The organism is Flavobacterium arcticum (assembly GCF_003344925.1).
In the GTDB taxonomy this organism is placed as follows: domain Bacteria; phylum Bacteroidota; class Bacteroidia; order Flavobacteriales; family Flavobacteriaceae; genus Flavobacterium; species Flavobacterium arcticum.
Map to the genome: position 1 here is coordinate 2,381,487 of NZ_CP031188.1, position 19,420 is coordinate 2,400,906.

11 protein-coding genes are annotated in these 19,420 nt (G+C 34.7%); 10 read left to right on the forward strand and 1 reads right to left on the reverse strand.

Annotated elements, in window-relative coordinates:
- Nucleotides 1-13: 13 nt before the first annotated feature.
- Nucleotides 14-3,142 (reverse strand): cytochrome c biogenesis protein CcsA, encoded by a 3,129-nt coding sequence (gene ccsA / locus DVK85_RS10780; RefSeq protein ID WP_114678444.1) that lies wholly within the window; start codon nt 3,140-3,142, stop codon nt 14-16.
- Nucleotides 3,143-3,355: 213 nt separating this feature from the next.
- On the opposite strand from ccsA, the gene DVK85_RS10785 reads away from it, so the two are divergent.
- The 10 genes from DVK85_RS10785 (at nt 3,356) to DVK85_RS10830 (ending at nt 19,415) form a co-directional block, all read left to right on the forward strand.
- On the forward strand, nt 3,356-3,952 hold the full coding sequence (locus DVK85_RS10785) for a hypothetical protein (RefSeq protein ID WP_127960584.1): 597 nt from the start codon (nt 3,356-3,358) through the stop codon (nt 3,950-3,952).
- A gap of 10 nt (nt 3,953-3,962) precedes the next feature.
- On the forward strand, nt 3,963-5,897 hold the full coding sequence (locus tag DVK85_RS10790; protein ID WP_114678446.1) for a M1 family metallopeptidase: 1,935 nt from the start codon (nt 3,963-3,965) through the stop codon (nt 5,895-5,897).
- A 60-nt stretch (nt 5,898-5,957) separates the two neighbouring features.
- Nucleotides 5,958-6,713, forward strand: a complete 756-nt coding sequence (locus tag DVK85_RS10795; RefSeq protein WP_114678447.1) for a Rossmann-like and DUF2520 domain-containing protein — start codon at nt 5,958-5,960, stop codon at nt 6,711-6,713.
- Entirely contained in the window at nt 6,706-7,233 is a 528-nt protein-coding gene (locus DVK85_RS10800) for a KdsC family phosphatase (RefSeq protein ID WP_114678448.1), read from the forward strand. Before DVK85_RS10795 ends, DVK85_RS10800 begins: the two co-directional genes overlap by 8 nt.
- Before the next feature lie 61 nt (nt 7,234-7,294).
- Entirely contained in the window at nt 7,295-8,179 is an 885-nt protein-coding gene (locus DVK85_RS10805) for a UbiA prenyltransferase family protein (protein WP_114678449.1), read from the forward strand.
- Nucleotides 8,172-8,765 carry a Maf-like protein gene (locus DVK85_RS10810; RefSeq protein WP_114678450.1) on the forward strand — a complete coding sequence of 198 codons (594 nt, stop codon included), beginning with the start codon at nt 8,172-8,174 and terminating at the stop codon, nt 8,763-8,765. The genes DVK85_RS10805 and DVK85_RS10810 overlap by 8 nt, the downstream gene beginning before the upstream one ends.
- Nucleotides 8,766-8,767: 2 nt before the next feature.
- Nucleotides 8,768-9,298 carry a mechanosensitive ion channel domain-containing protein gene (locus DVK85_RS10815; RefSeq protein WP_114678451.1) on the forward strand — a complete coding sequence of 177 codons (531 nt, stop codon included), beginning with the start codon at nt 8,768-8,770 and terminating at the stop codon, nt 9,296-9,298.
- A 24-nt stretch (nt 9,299-9,322) separates the two neighbouring features.
- The gene (locus tag DVK85_RS10820; protein WP_114678452.1) at nt 9,323-11,821 is read left to right on the forward strand and encodes a PIG-L family deacetylase; all 2,499 of its coding nucleotides are present in this window, start codon (nt 9,323-9,325) and stop codon (nt 11,819-11,821) included.
- A gap of 162 nt (nt 11,822-11,983) precedes the next feature.
- The gene (locus tag DVK85_RS10825; protein WP_114678453.1) at nt 11,984-13,687 is read left to right on the forward strand and encodes a sodium:solute symporter; all 1,704 of its coding nucleotides are present in this window, start codon (nt 11,984-11,986) and stop codon (nt 13,685-13,687) included.
- A 307-nt stretch (nt 13,688-13,994) separates the two neighbouring features.
- On the forward strand, nt 13,995-19,415 hold the full coding sequence (locus DVK85_RS10830; RefSeq protein ID WP_114678454.1) for a T9SS type B sorting domain-containing protein: 5,421 nt from the start codon (nt 13,995-13,997) through the stop codon (nt 19,413-19,415).
- Nucleotides 19,416-19,420: the final 5 nt, after the last annotated feature.

Sequence of the window (19,420 nt, forward strand, 5' to 3'; positions counted from 1 at the left end):
TGAGGCTATTTTATTATTTTTTCAAATGTTTCTTATATTGTATAAAGGAGAAGATACCTAGTATAAATACGAGAAGTCCCATCCATAAAAAGTACATTGGTGTTCTTACCTCTCCACTAGCATATGAGTGTAAACCTGTAAGGTAGAAATTCACCCCAAAGTAGGTCATTAATATAGATGCAAATGCTAGTACACTAAAAAAGTTATACACCCATGTACCACGTAATTTAGGTACAAAACGCATATGTATTACAAAAGCATATACCATAATACTTACTAATGCCCATGTTTCTTTTGGGTCCCAGCCCCAGTAGCGACCCCAACTCTCGTTAGCCCATTGCCCTCCAAGGAAGTTACCTATGGTAAGCATTACAAGCCCTACAGTAAGCGCCATTTCGTTAATATAGGTAAGCTCTTTTATAGTCAAGTCCATTTTTTGCTTGTTGTTTTTGTTGGTAAACAACATCAATATCAAAGCGACTAAACCGAGTATCATACCTAGCGTAAATGGACCATAACTACCTACAATAACGGCAACGTGTATCATTAACCAATAGGAGTTTAATACAGGAACAAGATTACCAATTTCAGGATCAGTCCAGTTCCAGTGTGCTACCATAAGTACCATAGCAGCTACAAAAGCAGTCGCAGCAACTGTAAGTTCTGACTTTCGTCCGAAAGCAAGACCAAAAAACATAGTTGCCCAACCTACATATATAACAGATTCATAAGCATTACTCCATGGTGCGTGACCTGAAATGTACCAACGCGCAATAAGACCTGCGGTATGAAGTGCAAATAATAAACCTATTATAATATGGAAGGTTTTTACACCTGTAGTTACCCATTTTTGGGTATTAAATATTTTTACTATTACAAAAATAAACATCAATAAGCCCGCATACATGTACCACGAAAACAGTTTTTTAAAGATATCATATTTATTATATAATATCTCAGCCTCAACCTTATCATCACTAGGCATTATCTTTCCACCATATTTATGCTGATAATCGCTAAGTCCTTGAAGGAAACTATCCGAAAGCTCATAGTCATTATCTTTTGTTGCTTTAGATAACGATTGTAAGTAAACAGGTAATACATTTTTAATAGTATCGAGCGTTGTTCCTTTATATTGATCTGCTTCTAAATAAGAAACCCATTTATTATTTTCATCATTCGGTATAGGGAATATTTTTAATATCTGACCTGTTAATGCTGAATATAGTAGATTTATCTTTCTATCTATATCCATAAAATCTTTTTGAAACTGATTAGGTACAGGTTCACGATATGCCTCATCTAAAATTCCTGATAATTTGTAATTACCTTGACCATCAAAAAAATTGGCTAGAGCCGCATATTTCACTGTTTTGTCTAGCCCCGCAACCTTACGTAAACTATCGTTACCACGCTTCATGTAAATTATAGGAACGTTATACCATGCTTGGTCAAACATAGCCATAGACAAGAATACTTGGTCGGCATTCATATCTTTATAGGTATCGCTTTTACTTACTTTACGCAATAACTCTGAAGAGAAAGTATTTACGGGTTTCATTCTACCTCCTGCATCTTGAATAATAACACGACCAAATTTAGCAGCGTGCTCTTCACTAACTTTATAATGTTGTATAAGTGAGTCTATTTGTTTTATAGAGGGTTGTTGTGAATGAGAATGTTCTTGCGAATATCCTGTAAAACCTAAGAAAAGTAATGATATAGTAAGTGCTGCTCTTTTGGCTTTTACTTTGTCTAATTTCTTTTTTAAATCATTAAAACGAGTGTTTTTATCAAACAATATTGCCATCAATCCAAAGTACAAAAGGAAGTAACCTATATAAGTAATCCATGTTCCCCAAAAATCGTGATTTACAGAAAGTACTGTACCCTTTTCATCTGGATCAAAAGACGATTGAAAAAAGCGATATCCTTTATAATCTAATACATGGTTCATATAAATATGAGCATCAAATGTTTTATTATCTTCATTATCAATAACAGTAGTTTTGCTCTCAAAAGAAGCATAACTTGACTCTGTTCCTGGATATTTTTTAGCAATAAAATCGTCTAATTTTATTGCAAAAGGTAGCTCATGTATTTTACTACCATACATAAGGGTATACTCTAAATCGCCAATTTTAAAAGCCTGCGGAATACCCATTTTACCTTTTTTCCCTAACAAGACTACTTCTTTCTCCTGCCCTTCTGATTTTACAGTAACTGTTAGAGCATTATCTTCTTTAGTTTTGTAATCGTTATTGGACTCGTATACTATTTTCCCTTTTATAGCAGGTTCAGGAAACACAAAACGTGTACCTGCCATACTATACAAAGAGCGCATCATTAAGGGTTGTACAGAGTCTTTTACAAATGCACCTTTAAACTGGTCTGCCATTCGCATAAAATCGCCTTCAAAGGGAGCTTTAATAGTATAATCTTTACCATCTGTAGTAATATTTATAGCACCATCTGTAGGCTTGTTTAATGCAAATAATATATTATGTATACTTTGAACCTCACCTCCTTTAAGGTAATGCTCATGCCTACCTCCATCGCCAGCTTCAACTAATTTTATATAGAATTGCCCCGCAGGATCTTCTTTTACAACCTCTTTAGCTCCTAATGTGAAATCTTTATAAGATATCTCAAACGGAATAGTATTAAACTCATCTGATACCGTGAAATTATTGTTAGCTACAGGTGATAGTAATAATTGCTTTGTAAAAGTTTTACGGCGCATTTCGCCTTCATATTCGCCATCTACAAAAGCAGTAAGGTAGGTTCTATCAGAGTAAAAAACATTCTCGGTAGCTCCCTCTCTAATCGGCATCATACCCTCAAAACTAATATAACGTGTTACAAATGCACCTATAATAATAAGTATAAACGAAAGGTGTAACAATAATGTAGCCCACTTTTCTTTTTTATGAAGCTGATAACGTTTCATGTTACCAAAAAAGTTAATAACGAATATTAGCATTATAGCTTCGAACCACCATGCGTTATAAATAAATATTCGTGCAGTATCAGTATTATAAGCATCCTCTATAAACGTACCTATACCCATTGCTGCTGCAAAAACAATAAAAAGAGTAGCCATTAAACGTGTAGAAGAAAAGAAAGATATTATTTTATCCATGAGTAATTGGAACGATAGTTATAAATTCCTGCAAAAGTACTCAAAACTTCATTTTCATGGACTATTTAAATACTTAAAAATTACCTAAAATGATCATCAAAGTATAGTTTGTTCGACTAAAAGAGAATTATACCGAATAAATAACTGATAATTATTCTTTTTTATGAATATCCGATAATGTGATATATATTTGGCTTTTAATTTTCCTAAAAAATGAGGCTTTTCATTTACTTACTTTTATGCTTGTTTACTTCTATGGCTGCTTACTCTCAAATAGAAGCCAAAACTAAAGATGGTAGAGAAGTTATACTAAACAAAAATGGCACTTGGATTTATACCGACAGTCTATGTAACTTTTTTACTCATACTAAGACATATACTAATGGTAAGAGTGTAATATATGCTAATAACACTATTAAAGTTAAAGGCGAAGAAGGCAAAACAGGTTTAGAAATTATGTTGCTAAAAACATCTCAATCTATAGTAATGAATATTACTATATTAGATAAAGATATATGGTGTGTAAATAAAGAAACAAGAGCCAATATCACCTTTACCGATGGTAGGAAAATAGAACTTCAAAATATGGGGGAAGATAATTGCAGAGGTAATTTTTCTTGTTTTTTAGGCAATATTATGGGAAACAAAAAAGAGCTAGAGAAACTAAGCAAAAAACTAATTAAAAGTATTTCTATATCATATACAATAAATAATAGTGAAACATCCGTTACCAATACTGTAGAAACTTTTTTTAATACAGGAGAAGCATATAGAGTAAAAACCATAACCGAATGTCTTTCGGACAAATAATAATGAATCAATGAAATTACAAAAACTAAAAATAGTATTCCTTGTTAGTTTATTAGGCTATATAGGTTTTGCACAAGAGGCTGCACCAACTAACCAATCAAAATTTGATGATATAGGCTACAGACGTGGTAATGTATATCGTTCGGCATCAGGAGTACCAGGACCGCAGTATTGGCAAAACAACGCTGACTATGCTATTGAAGCAGAACTAGACGATAAAAACAATATCCTTAAAGGTAAGTTAACTATGACTTACTATAACAATAGTCCTGAAGACCTTAACTATATATGGATGTATGTAGAGCAAAATCGCTTTACCAAAGATTCACGAGGTACACTTACTACCCCTACAGGAGGTAACCGTTATGACGGCGATGTAGATGGCGGTATAACCATTACAAACCTATCGGCAAAAACAAGTGGTAATGCATCCTCTAAGCATTTAATATCTGATACTCGAATGCAGGTTTTCTTTAATGAACCATTAAAAGCCAAAGGTGGAAAAGCAACAGTTTCTATGAACTTTGAGTTTAAAATACCTGCCGAAGGTATGGACAGAATGGGACAACTTGATACTAAGAATGGGACAGTATACTCTATAGCACAATGGCACCCACGAGTAGCTGTTTTTGACGATGTGGTAGGCTGGAATACAGAACCTTATCTTGGTGCGGGTGAATTTTATCTTGAATATGGTAATTTTGATTATAAAATAACCGTACCTTATGACCATATCGTAGTAGGATCAGGAGAATTAGTAAACGTAAAAGAGGTACTCTCTAAAGAATTGCAAAAACGATGGGAAAAAGCGACTAAAAGCGATAAAACCACCTATCTTATAGCACCTAACGAAATAGGAAACACTAAACTTACACGCCCGTCGCAAAGCGGAAAAACAACATGGCATTATAAAATGACAAATACCCGTGATGTAGCATTCGCCTCATCAAAAGCATTCATTTGGGATGCTGCACGAATCAACTTACCAAATGGTAAAAAAGCAATGGCACAATCAGCTTACCCTATAGAGACTGGTGGGAATGAAGCTTGGAGCCGATCTACCGAATATACCAAAGCCTCTATAGAGCACTACTCTACTATGTGGTTTGAATATCCTTATCCTAATGCAGTTAATGTAGCTTCGAATGTGGGCGGAATGGAATACCCAGGGCTTTCCTTTTGTGGTGCTGATAGTGTAGGTGCTGATCTTTGGGATGTAACTGACCATGAATTTGGGCACAACTGGTTCCCGATGATAGTAGGCTCTAACGAGCGTCGCTATGCTTGGATGGACGAAGGCTTTAATACCTTTATCAACTACTATAGTACTGTTGCTTTTAATGATGGTGAATATACATCGGATGTAGCAAAAAGCCTTAACCGTGTTATGTGGTTTAAATGGAGAAATAGAGAGAGTATAGACACTTATCCTGACGTAGCAAAAGGCATGAACCTTGCTTTTACTGCTTACTATAAACCTGCGACAGGAATGATAATGCTTCGCGAATATATACTGGGGCATGAGCGTTTTGATAATGCTTTTAGAGCTTATATAAAAGCATGGGCATATAAACACCCACAACCATCAGACTTTTATAACTGTATGGAAAACGTAGCTGGAGAAAACCTTAACTGGTTTTGGAGAGGATGGTTTACTGGTACAGGCAATATAGATGTAGGTATCACTAAAGTAATTGATAATAAAAATTATACCACTATCAGTTTTATTAATAAAGGAGAAATACCTATGCCTATAACCTTTAGAGTAACATATGAAGATAATTCATCTGAAACGAAAACGCTGCCTGTAGAAGTATGGCAACGTCAAAACGACTGGGATTATATAATAGATTCTCCTAAAAAAATAAAAACGGTAGATATAGATCCGCAACGCTACCTACCAGATGTCGATATGACAGATAATTCTTGGATAAGAGATAAATAAAAACAAAGCATTAGCCCGGCATTATTTTATAAGCCGGGTTTATTTTATAATTTAGCATCCATGTTAAAAGTAGTGGTTATCGGCTCTGGCAATGTAGCACAACACCTAATTACCGTTTTTGGTAAGTCAAGTACTATACATCTTGTGCAGGTCTATGCACGTAATGTAGATGTATTAGCTCATTTAGTCCCAAAAGAAAAAATAACAGATGACTTTAACACACTCGAAGAAGCTGATATCTATATCATATCAATAACTGATGGGTCTATACCCGAAGTATCTGCACTTCTCCCTTTTTCGGGCAAACTGGTAGTACATACGTCTGGAAGTGTGGCTTTAGAGCAAATTAATAACAAAAACAGACGTGGTGTGTTTTATCCTTTGCAAACATTTTCTAAAAATAAAGCAATCGATTTTAAACAAGTACCTCTGTGTTTAGAGAGCGAAAAAGAAGCAGATTATACTATATTAGAAACTTTAGCACAGTCCATTTCAAATAGTGTATATAATATTAACTCACAACAAAGAAAATCATTGCACGTTGCTGCTGTTTTTGTGAGTAATTTTGCTAATTATATGTATAGCATTGGTTATGATATTTGTGAACAAAACAATGTGCCTTTTGACATCCTTAAGCCTTTAATACAGGAAACAGCCGAAAAAGTACAAACGCTATCGCCTAAACAGGCACAAACAGGACCTGCAAGGCGCAATGATATAACAACAATGGAAAAACATCTAGCTTTTCTTACAGATGAAAAAATAAAAACAATATACACCCTATTATCACAATCGATACAAAACAACAATGAGTAAAACCTATAAAGAACTAATGAACGACATTACCACATTTATTCTTGATGTGGATGGCGTACTTACCGATGGCAGTATACACGTCACCCCTACAGGCGAAATGCTACGTAATATGAATATCCGCGATGGTTATGCCATGAAAGCCGCAGTAGAAAATGGCTATACCGTTTGCATCATCTCTGGCGGTTCTAACGAAGGAGTTCGTGTGCGACTAAGAAATCTTGGCATTACCGATATCCATCTTGGCGTGTCTGACAAAGTAGAAACATTTGAAGAATTTACTGATATATACAAAATTAAACCTGAGCAGGTGTTATATATGGGTGACGATTTACCTGACTACTGGGTAATGCAACGTGTGGGGCTACCTACCTGCCCACAAGATGCAGCTCCAGAAATTAAAGCTATTAGTAAATATATTTCGCATAAAAATGGAGGTACAGGTTGTGTACGCGATGTTATAGAACAAGTAATGAAAGTACAAGGAAAATGGATGGAACACTTTAATGCTAAATACGACTAAACTATCTCACAAAATAACTACTAGCCTATTCAACTTTTAAACACACACCTTTTTTACATATATGGAATTTTTAAAACGCTTCAGTTTAAACAATTTATTATTACTAGCCTTTGGGTTATTTATATTTCGCTACGGTTTTTTAGATCAACAACCAGGACTTCCGCTAGCGCTTAACCATTGGCAATATGCCCTTATGGTTTTGGCAACAGTTTTAGTTGCTGCAGGTGGTTTTTTTATATATAATTATCATTCTAGTGATTATCAATCGCATGAAGGCAAGGCATATAACATATACGCATTATTAACACTCGCTGGTGTAGGTATAGGTTACTATCTTAGTGACCATATAGGTAAGCCTATGATAGTAGCTGTACTTATTATTGCTGCTGCTATAATTTATCTTTATGCTACCAGCCTTAAACAAATGTTACTGGTTAGTAATTTTATAGTGGCCACTGCTGTAGCTATGAGTATTATTGTTATAGGGGTATATAATCTTTATCCTATTATATTGCCAGGCAATAAAGTATACCTTGCTACTGTATTCGAATTAATGCTCGACTATACATTGTTCATATTCATAATAACTTTTATACTAACATTAGTATATAACTTAAGAAATGCTAATACTGATTACAACTCAGGTAATACTACACTACCTATTGTTATAGGAAAAGACAGAACTATTAAGGTTGTATTTTTTACTATGTTTATACCACTTGCGCTATTAGCTTATTATGGTAATAAATATTTGTTAAACCTTACTTTCGCATTAGGTTACGGCTTATTTTTTGTAGCTGCACCTATAATCTATTTTTTGGTAAAAATTTGGACTGCAAAAACAACAAAAGATTTTAACCATTTAATATTTATTTTAAAACTAATATTATTTTTCACCATTATATCTATTGCAGCTATAACATACAATATTCAGCACAATGCTTAAAGAGAAACTAAAAGAGTATAAAATTATATTGGCTTCGGGGTCTCCACGTAGACAACAATTTATGAAGGATTTGGATATTGATTTTGAAATCCGATTAAAAGAAGTTGAAGAAATTTATCCTGAAAAATTAAAAGGAACTGAGATAACAGATTATTTAGCCGAACTAAAAGCAAACTCTCTAAAAGAATCGCTTACTGATAACGAAATTGTTATTACTAGCGATACTATTGTTTGGCATGAAGATAAAGCATTAGGTAAACCCACAGATTATGAAGATGCCTTTACTATGTTACAATCATTATCTGGCAAAACACATAAAGTAATAACATCAGTAAGCCTAATGAGTAATACCCATATAGAAACGTTTAACGATACTACTCTTGTTACTTTTCATCCATTAAAAGATGAAGAAATAAAATATTATATTGACAACTTTAAACCTTTTGATAAAGCAGGTGCCTATGGTATACAAGAATGGATAGGGCTGGTAGCTATTGCAAAAGTAGAAGGATCGTATGCTAACGTTGTAGGTATGCCAGTAGATAAAGTATATAGACACCTGATTAATTTTGTAGTAAAAAAATAGTAATGTTCATTAAAGATCATTTTCAAGAAGGATTATTTACAGTAATAGCCTTACTGGTTTTTATATCGCTACGAATGATAATTCGTAAAGTGACGAAAAGCTATGCTAGTAAATCACATTTAAGCGACTATAGAGCACATTTAGTAAGTAAGAGTATAGATATTTTTATGTCTATTTTTTTAATACTCGCAATATCTGCTATATGGGGCGTTAACTCTAAAGACCTTTTTGTAGTAATGTCATCTGTATTTGCTATCATTGGTGTTGGTCTATTCGCGCAGTGGTCTATATTAAGTAATATAACATCAGGGGTAATATTATTTTTCTCTTTCCCTTTCCGAATTGGCGATTTTATAAAAATACACGATAAAGATTTTCCTATAGAAGCACAAATTCAGGACATAAAAGCATTTCATACCTTATTAAGAACTCGTGAAGGCGAAATGTTAACCTACCCTAATAACTTACTTTTACAAAAAGGAATAACAATAGTAACACTCGAAAAAGAACAAGAAAAAGAATTTCACGATTAAAACGCAGATAGATTTATACAAGCCATGCAAAAAAAAATAGTAGCACTATTATTACTAACTTTATATACGGTATGCCAAGCACAGCCTGAGTTGCCTGAAAAACCAACATCAGCAGAAATTTATGCTAAAATAGAAAAACTCAACTTTCTCGGTTCGGCACTCTATATTGCAGCACACCCCGACGATGAAAACACAAGACTTATATCTTTTTTATCTAATAATGTAAAAGCAAGAACAGGCTATCTATCGCTTACACGAGGTGACGGAGGGCAAAACCTTATAGGGCTTCAGCTTAGAGAGTTATTGGGTGTAATAAGAACACAAGAACTTATAGAAGCTCGTAAAGTAGATGGCGGCGAGCAATTTTTTAGCCGAGCTAATGATTTTGGTTACTCTAAAGTACCCAATGAAACATTAGAAATATGGGATAAAGATAAAGTACTGCAAGACATGGTTTGGATAATCCGTAAATTTCAACCCGATGTTATTATTAACCGCTTTGACCATAGATCGCCTGGCACAACACACGGGCATCATACCTCTTCGGCTATATTAACACAAGATGCCTATACATTAGCTAATGACCCAAAATATGAACCTAACCAGCTAAACTATGTAAGCACTTGGCAGCCTAAGCGTGTACTGTTCAACACATCATGGTGGTTTTTTGGAGGTAGAGAAAATTTTGAAAAAGCCGATAAATCAAAATACGTTAACCTTTCTACAGGAGTATATTACCCGTTAATAGGGAAATCTAATCAGGAAATAGCCGCCCTTAGCCGCAGTAAGCACAAATCGCAGGGCTTTGGCTCTACAGGAGCACGTGGCGAGGACATGGAATATCTAGAATTAATAAAGGGTAGCGACATGAAAGATAAGCAAAACCTTTTTGAAGGTATTGATACATCTTGGAATCGTGTAAAAGGTGGCAAACCTATAGGCCAAGCTATAACAGCTATTATAAAAAACTATGATTTTAAAAATCCTTCAAAGTCAGTACCTGCACTTATAGAAGTTTACAAACAAATAAGCCAACTTAATGAAACTCATTGGAAAGCAATAAAACTACAGGAAATAAAAGAGATTATAGCCTGTAGTAGTGGTTTGTATCTTGAAGCTTATTCAGAAAGCCAGTCGGTAACGCCAAACGATGCTATAACCATGCATTGGGAAGCTATAAATAGATGTAGTGTGCCAATGACTCTAAAAAACATTACATTATTACCTGAAAATAAAACTATTTCTCAGAATGTAGAACTGGTAAATAATATAGACCAAAGTAATATTATAACTATACAAATTCCAGAAGATGCAAACTATACATCGCCTTATTGGTTAACCGAAAAAGGGACATCTGGAATGTATAAAGTAGATGATTTACAAAACATTGGTAAACCTGATATTATACGCGAAATGAAAGCCGTTTTTGAAATAGAAATTGGGGGTACACTTATCTCTTTCGAAAAAAATATAGTACATAAATATAATGACCCTGTTAAGGGCGAAGTATGTGAGCCATTAGATATTGTACCTGCTGTTACTACTCAAATACTTAATAAAGTGCAATTATTTAAAGATAATGAGCCACAAACAGTAATAGTTAAAGTAAAAGCTGGGAAAGATAATTGCAAAGGAATAGTAAATTTAGAACTTCCTAAAGGCTGGAAAATATCGCCTGCTACTATACCATTTGACATAAAAACAAAAGATAGCGAGGTAACTTTTAATTTTGATGTGACTCCACCTCCCTACCCTACCGAAGCTACTGCTAAAAGTATAGCTATTATTGGTACTACAGCATACGACCGTGAACAAGTCATAATAGACTATCCTCACATTGCTAAACAACAAGTATTATTGCCATCTACTGCTAAATTTACAAAAGCTGACCTTAAAATTAAAGGCGAAAAAATAGCTTATATAATGGGAGCTGGTGATAATGTTCCTGAAAGTCTTAAACAAATGGGTTATGAAGTAACATTACTTACTCCCGAAAATATCTCTACTGAAACTTTAAAAAGTTTTGACGCAGTAATTATGGGAATTAGAGCATATAATGTATTAGAAGAGCTAGAACTAAAACAAAATATATTATTTGATTTTGTAAAGAATGGTGGTAATATGATAGTACAGTATAATACTACTGGGCATCTAACTATAAAAAATATAGCACCCTACTCACTACATATATCGCGCGATAGGGTAACCGAAGAAGATGCAAAAGTTACTTTTCTTGACGCAACCCATCCTGTTTTAAATCATCCTAATAAGATAACAACCAATGATTTTAAAGGTTGGGTTCAGGAACAGGGGCTCTATTATCCTGACGAATGGGATGCAGCGTTTTCTCCTATAATATCTGCTCATGATACGGGCGAAAACCCTAAAAATGGTGCTTTGTTGGTAGCCCAGTACGGTAAAGGTTACTATATTTATACTGGATTAAGTTTTTTTAGAGAACTACCCGAAGGTGTTTCGGGAGCATACAGGTTATTAGCAAATATAATTGCAGTAGGTAAATAACGTAACAAAAAAATAAGTTAACAGTCTTATATAAAAAAGACACCATATAATAAGGTATGAAAAACAACCCTACATCGTGGAAAAAGAGCTACTCATTGGTATTATTACTCAATGCGATTTACATAATAGTGTTTTATTTTTTAATGCAAATATATTCTTAATATGCAGTTAATTGACTGGGTAATTCTGTGTGCTACACTGCTATTTATTGTTGTATATGGATCATTAAAAACACTTGGAAGCAAAAACGTAGAAGAGTACATACTTGGCGGTAATAATACCCCTTGGTGGACAGTAGGATTATCTGTTATGGCTACCCAAGCTAGTGCTATTACATTTCTATCTACACCAGGACAAGCCTATCATGATGGTATGGGGTTTGTTCAGTTCTATTTCGGTTTGCCTTTAGCTATGGTTGTTATATGTATTACTTTCATCCCTATTTATCATAGGTTAAAAGTATTTACTGCCTATGAGTTCTTAGAACAACGTTTTGATATAAAAACTCGTACACTGGCTTCGCTCCTGTTCCTTATACAGCGAGGTTTAGGTACAGGACTTACTATATATGCTCCTGCTATAATTATGTCGTCATTACTGGGTTGGAATCTTAATTTAATGACTTTTATTATAGGCGTTATGGTCATTATTTATACTGTATCTGGTGGTACAAAGGCAGTAAACATGACTCAAAAACAGCAAATGTTTATTATAATGAGTGGTTTGTTTATCACTTTCTATATCATTCTTAGCTATTTACCCGAAGAACTTAGCTTCGATAATATTTTACATATAGCTGGTGCTAATGATAAAATGAATATTGTCGATTTTTCTTTCGATCCTGAAAAACGTTATACGATATGGAGTGGTGTAGCAGGTGGTTTCTTTTTAGCACTTGCCTATTTTGGTACAGATCAATCTCAGGTGCAACGTTATTTATCTGGTAAATCAGTACGCGAAAGCCAAATGGGATTAATAATGAATGGTTTGCTAAAAGTACCTATGCAGTTTTTTATACTACTTATAGGTGTTATGGTATTTATATTCTTTCAATTCCATTCTGCTCCACTTCACTTTAATCCTAATAATGTAGAGAGCGTTAACAACTCTATATATAAAAATGATTACCACGCATTAGAAGGACAACTTGAAGAACTAGCCAATGAAAAGAAAGAGATTAGCATGTTATATGTAAATCAGCTTAATCAGGACTATGATAACAAAGAACTACACAACCGTGTAGTATCGCTAAACAGCAGAGAAAAAGAGCTTAGAGATCAAGCGAAAGAACTTATTGTTAAAGCAAATAACGGAGCAGAGACTAATGATAAAGACTATGTTTTTCTATACTTTATACTTAACTTTCTACCAAAAGGACTGGTAGGGCTATTACTAGCTGTAATATTTTCGGCAGCAATGTCATCATCTGCATCAGGATTAAATGCCTTAGCTTCTACCACAGCTATAGATTTGTATAAACGTAATGTATCTAAAGATAAATCTGATAAACATTTTGTAGATGCTACAAAGGTATTTACATTACTATGGGGTATTATTGCCATACTTTTTGCCTATGTAGGCTCATTGGTAGAAAACCTTATACAATTAGTAAATATTGTAGGATCTATATTTTATGGTACAGTACTAGGTATATTCCTTGTGGCTTTCTACATTAAATATATTAAAGCCGAAGCCATCTTTTTTGGTGCAGTAATAAGTCAGCTTGCTATATTTTACATTTACTATATAGATGTGGTTAGTTTCCTTTGGTTAAACGTTATAGGTGCTGCATTAACTATTATAACATCTGCAATAATACAGTTTTTTATAAATAGTACTGGAAGTAGTGTTATTGAAGTAGAATAGAGAAGTAAGATGTAGTTCTCTATTAGTTTTTTTAATTAAATAAAATATCTATTCTTATTCTCTCTTTATTGTTAATATACTGTAAGTAATATAACCCTTTAAGCCTAATTAACATAATAATTTAACACCTATTATTTTACGTTCTTATGTTTCATATAGAGCTTACTAACTTATTCTAAATTTTATTATACAATATAATAACATTATATTTACATTGAATCCATTGTTAAATAATGTTTTAATAATAGTCACAATCAAAATATCTTTTAATTTTGGGCTGTTAAAAACGTCCTAAACAAACAAAGAAATGCTATTGAATGACAATGCTTTAACCAGTAAAAAAAATGCTGTTCTGTTTTTTTTTGCTTTAATATTATCTGTAAGTGCTACAGCACAGGTATACCAACATAACTTTGGCAGCACCCCTATTACTGCTAATCCATATACAGGAACCCCCAACATATTAGACACTGACCTTTCTGGTTCATCTTGGACACATAATAGCGCAGGTCCTTGGCTTGATTTAGACGGATCGTCAGGTAGTACCGCTCTAAGTGTAACCGCCCCTACGACAACGACAACAGCTTATACCGATTTTACACTTACATTTAATGTAGCATCGGGTAAACAGCTCGATATAACTTCTTTTAACTTTTGGAGACGTAGAACATCTGGCTTTGTGGCACCAACATGGAGCATGACAATTAATGGTATTGCTGTAGGTAACGGCTCAGTACCCACTACAGGATTAGAAATAGGAGAAACTATTGTACTTAATCCAGTAACAGGACTTGAAGGAACTGTAACTATAATTGTACGATTTAATAATTCTACTAATGGTACTGGTGGTGTTACTATAGATGATTTTACCCTAAACGGTACTGTAACTAACTTAGCTCCACCATGCTCACTAGATGTCACATCTTTTTCTCCTACAACAGGACCCGAAAACACACTAGTAACGCTAACAGGTACAGGTTTTACCGATGCTACAGGAGTTACATTTGACGGAGTTACTGCCACTTTTTCATCATTATCAGATACTGAAATTATTGCTTTAGTACCTGCTGGTGTTACTGCTGGTAATATCGTAGTAACTGCACCAGGTTGTACAGAAAACGTTACAGGTAATTTTGACTTAATAACACCTGAATGTCAAGGTGAGATATACATATCAGAAATATATGATAATAATGGAGGTAGTTATGGTGTTATTGAACTTTACAATCCAACTTCTAACACTATTAACTTTGGAGGTCAATATGTATTAGAACGTTATGGAAATATAGGAGATCCTACCCCTTCTGGTGGGTATACACTAACATTACCTGGCTCAATAGATCCATATTCAACCTATCTTGTAAGTAGTTCTACGTCAGGACCTGCTGGATGTCCATCATCATTTGATAGTAACATTGGTAATGGTATAAATGCTAATGATGAATTAAAACTAAAAAAAAGCGGAACTATTATTGATGTCGCATATACACCTACTTATATAGGATATACCGTAAAAAGAAATCCTAATGCTATAGCACCCTCAGTTACTCAAAGCTGGTCAGACTGGACTACTACCTCAAACACTTGTGCCGATTTAGGGTCACACACTGCAGATCCAAGTAGTGGTATTGTACCAAATATAACCCACCCTATTACACAATATGTTTGCGAAAATGCTACAGCAACATTTTCTGTTTCAGTATCAGGAACAGAAACATACAGTTACCAATGGAAAGTGCTTAATAGTATAGGGAACTGGGTAAATGTAACAAATAACACTAATTATTCAGGCGCAACAACCAATACTCTGGATATACAAAATATACCTTTCTCTTTTAATGGAAACCAGTACTACTGTGAAATCACTTCATCTAGTTGTGATTTGATAAGTAATGCCGCTCAACTTAATATAACCGAAGCTCCAGAGATTGATACAGCTATACCTACTGCTACAGGTTGTGCCACAGGAGATACAGGAACAATTACAATAACTGCAGTAACTTCAGAATTTGGACTATCATACAGTGTTGATGGAATAAACTATTCATTTACAAATGTGTTTACAAACCTTTCTGCTGGAAATTATACTGTTACAATCAAAAATTTATCAGGATGTGTATCAGAATCTGTAGTTGTAACCGTAGGAGCTGGAGGAGCTCCAGATGAAGCAATCATAACAATTACTCAACCCACTTGTACTACACCTACAGGAACAATTACCATAACCCCTCAAACAGGTAGTGGTATTGAGTATAGTATTGATAACGGTGCTACCTATCAAACATCTAATATATTTGCTGGTTACGCTGCAGGAAATTATACTGTGTTAGTACGTAATGATGCTGGATGTGTTTCTAATCCTGTATCGACAACTATTGATGCTACTCCTGATGCGCCTGCAGATGCTACTATTACCAGTATAACACAACCTACTTGTACTACACCTACAGGTACTATTACTATAGCAACACAAACAGGTAGTGGTATTGAGTATAGTATTGATAACGGTGCTACCTATCAAACATCTAATATATTTGCTGGATATGTTCCTGACACTTATACTGTGTTAGTACGTAATGATGCTGGATGTGTTTCTAATCCTTTATCGGTTACTATTGATGCTACTCCTGATGCGCCTGCAGATGCTACTATTACCAGTATAACACAACCTACTTGTACTACACCTACAGGTACTATTACTATAGCAACACAAACAGGTAGCGGTATTGAGTATAGTATTGATAACGGTGCTACCTATCAAACATCTAATATATTTGCTGGTTACGCTGCAGGAAATTATACAGTAGTAGTACGTAATGATGCTGGATGTGTTTCTAATCCTGTATCGGCAACTATCAATGCTACTCCTGATGCGCCTGCAGATGCTTCTATTACCAGTATAACACAACCTACTTGTACTACACCTACAGGTACTATTACTATAGCAACACAAACAGGTAGCGGTATTGAGTATAGTATTGATAACGGTGCTACCTATCAAACATCTAATATATTTGCTGGTTACGCTGCAGGAAATTATACAGTAGTAGTACGTAATGATGCTGGATGTGTTTCTAATCCTGTATCGGTTACTATTGATGCTACTCCTGATGCGCCTGCAGATGCTTCTATTACCAGTATAACACAACCTACTTGTACTACACCTACAGGTACTATTACTATAGCAACACAAACAGGTAGCGGTATTGAGTATAGTATTGATAACGGTGCTACCTATCAAACATCTAATATATTTGCTGGATATGTTCCTGACACTTATACTGTGTTAGTACGTAATGATGCTGAGTGTGTATCAAACCCTGTATCGGTTACTATTGATAATGTACCCACTATACCAACACCTCAATTTCAAATAACTCCGTTAGGATGTAACGAAACAACTGGAACTATAGAAATTACAGCACCACTTGGTCTTGACTACACCTATCGTATTGATAATGGTACTTATCAATCATCAACCACATTTGCTGGTTATAGCGCAGGTAATTATACCATCACTGCTAAAAATACTGATGGATGTACTTCTACTATTACAGCTACAATAAACCCTGCTCCTGCTATCCCTGCTGATGCTGATGTATCATTTACACAACCTAGCTGTACTACCCTTGGTAATATAACTATAAACTCGCCTATAGGTGCTGGTTTAAATTATAGTATTAATAACGGTGCTACATATCAGAGTAGTACTAACTATACAAGTTTACCTGCAGGAAATTATACTGTACTAGTTAAAAACGCAGCAGGTTGTATATCGGCTAATCCGCAAACAGTAACTATCAACCCTACTCCTACTGTACCTACAGCCGCAGGATATACTAGTACAAACCCCACATGTGCCACCCCTACAGGCTCTATAACTATTACATCGCCTATAGATACTAACTTAGAATATAGTATTGATAATGAAAATACATATAGTACTAACTTAGTATATAATAATCTTGCTCCAAATCTTTATCAAATAGTAGTACGAAATACAGTAACAGGGTGTACATCTACAACTATAAACGTAACTATAAATACTGCGCCAAATATACCAGATGATGCAGTTGTTATAACCAATCAGCCTGGATGTACCATTTCTACAGGGAGTATAACAATACAGTCACCTCTTGGAGCGGGCTATACATATAGTATAGATGGTGTGAACTATCAACCACTAACTACTTTTTATGGTATAACTCCTGGAAGTTATTTTGCTTATGTAAAAAATGCAGCAGGATGTGTTTCGGCCATACCTACACCATTCACTATTAATAGTGCTCCTGTAATTCCTAATACTGCCACAGTTGTTATTACAAACCCTGACTGTACAACTGCCACAGGAAGTATAGAGGTTACAGCTCCTTTAGGCGCAGACCTCACTTATACTATAGATGGTATAACTTATCAAACAAGCCCTATTTTCACTAATCTTACATCTGGTAATTATACAATCAGGATACAAAATAGTGCTGGATGTATATCACTGCCAGTAACAAAAACAATACAACCTCAACCAGCAACTCCTACTGTACCCGAACTTGTAGTTACACAGACTGATTGTTTTAACGATACAGGAAGAATAGTTGTTACTAGCCCATTAGGTGTATATACCTATAGTATAGATGGTGGAGTGACCTATCAGGCTACAACTACGTTTACAAACCTTGTGCCTGACGATTATGTTATAACTGTAAGAAATAATGCAGGTTGTACCGAAGTATCTGAATCAATAACTATAAATCCTCCTCCTGCTCCGGCACCCGACCCTGGAGTAATAACCGGTAACACTACAATTTGTGAAGGAGAAACTACTCAATTAGCAAATGATGTTTTAGACGGAACTTGGTCAACTAGTAATGATTTTATTGCTACAGTAGATGAAAATGGTCTTGTAACAAGTTTATCATCAGGTGTAGTAACCATAAGCTATACGGTAGGGACAGAATGCACAGATACTGCTACAACGATAGTTCGTATTAACCCTATACCTAACCCTAGACTTGAAGATGTGTATTATATATGTCAAAATCTCGAAACAGAAGAGTATAGCGGCGTAATGATAAATAGTGGACTATCTGTAGGAAATCACAGTTTTGTATGGAAAAAAGGAGAAACAGTATTGCCTTTTGTTTCAGCTTTTCTTATTGTCGACGAACCTGGTGAATATAGCGTAGAAGCTACTAATCTTACAACAGGGTGTGTGGGCATAAGTACTACTACTGTAAGTGTATCTTCCATAGCTGTTGCTACTGCCGAAGTAGCTACAGATTTTAGCTATAAACAAACCATAACTGTAAATGTAACAGGTGGCTCTGGCAATTATGAGTTTAGCCTAAATGATGGTCCTTATCAGGATGAAAATATATTTAGTAATATAACCGAAGGTGTATATACAATAACAATTAACGATAAAAACGGATGTGATCCGCTTGTACTAGAAGTATATGCTTTAAACTACCCTCGCTACTTTACGCCTAATGGCGATGGAGCGCATGAAACATGGAATATTAAGGGATTGAGTAACCAACAAGATGCTATTATTTATATATTTGACCGTTACGGAAAAGTAATATCTGTAATAAAGCCTGGGCAAGTTGGCTGGGATGGCACATACAATGGAGAAAGAGTTCCTGCTACTGATTATTGGTTTAAACTATTATATCAATCATCTAACGGGACAAATAAAGAATTTAAAGCACACTTTTCACTATTAAGATAATGACA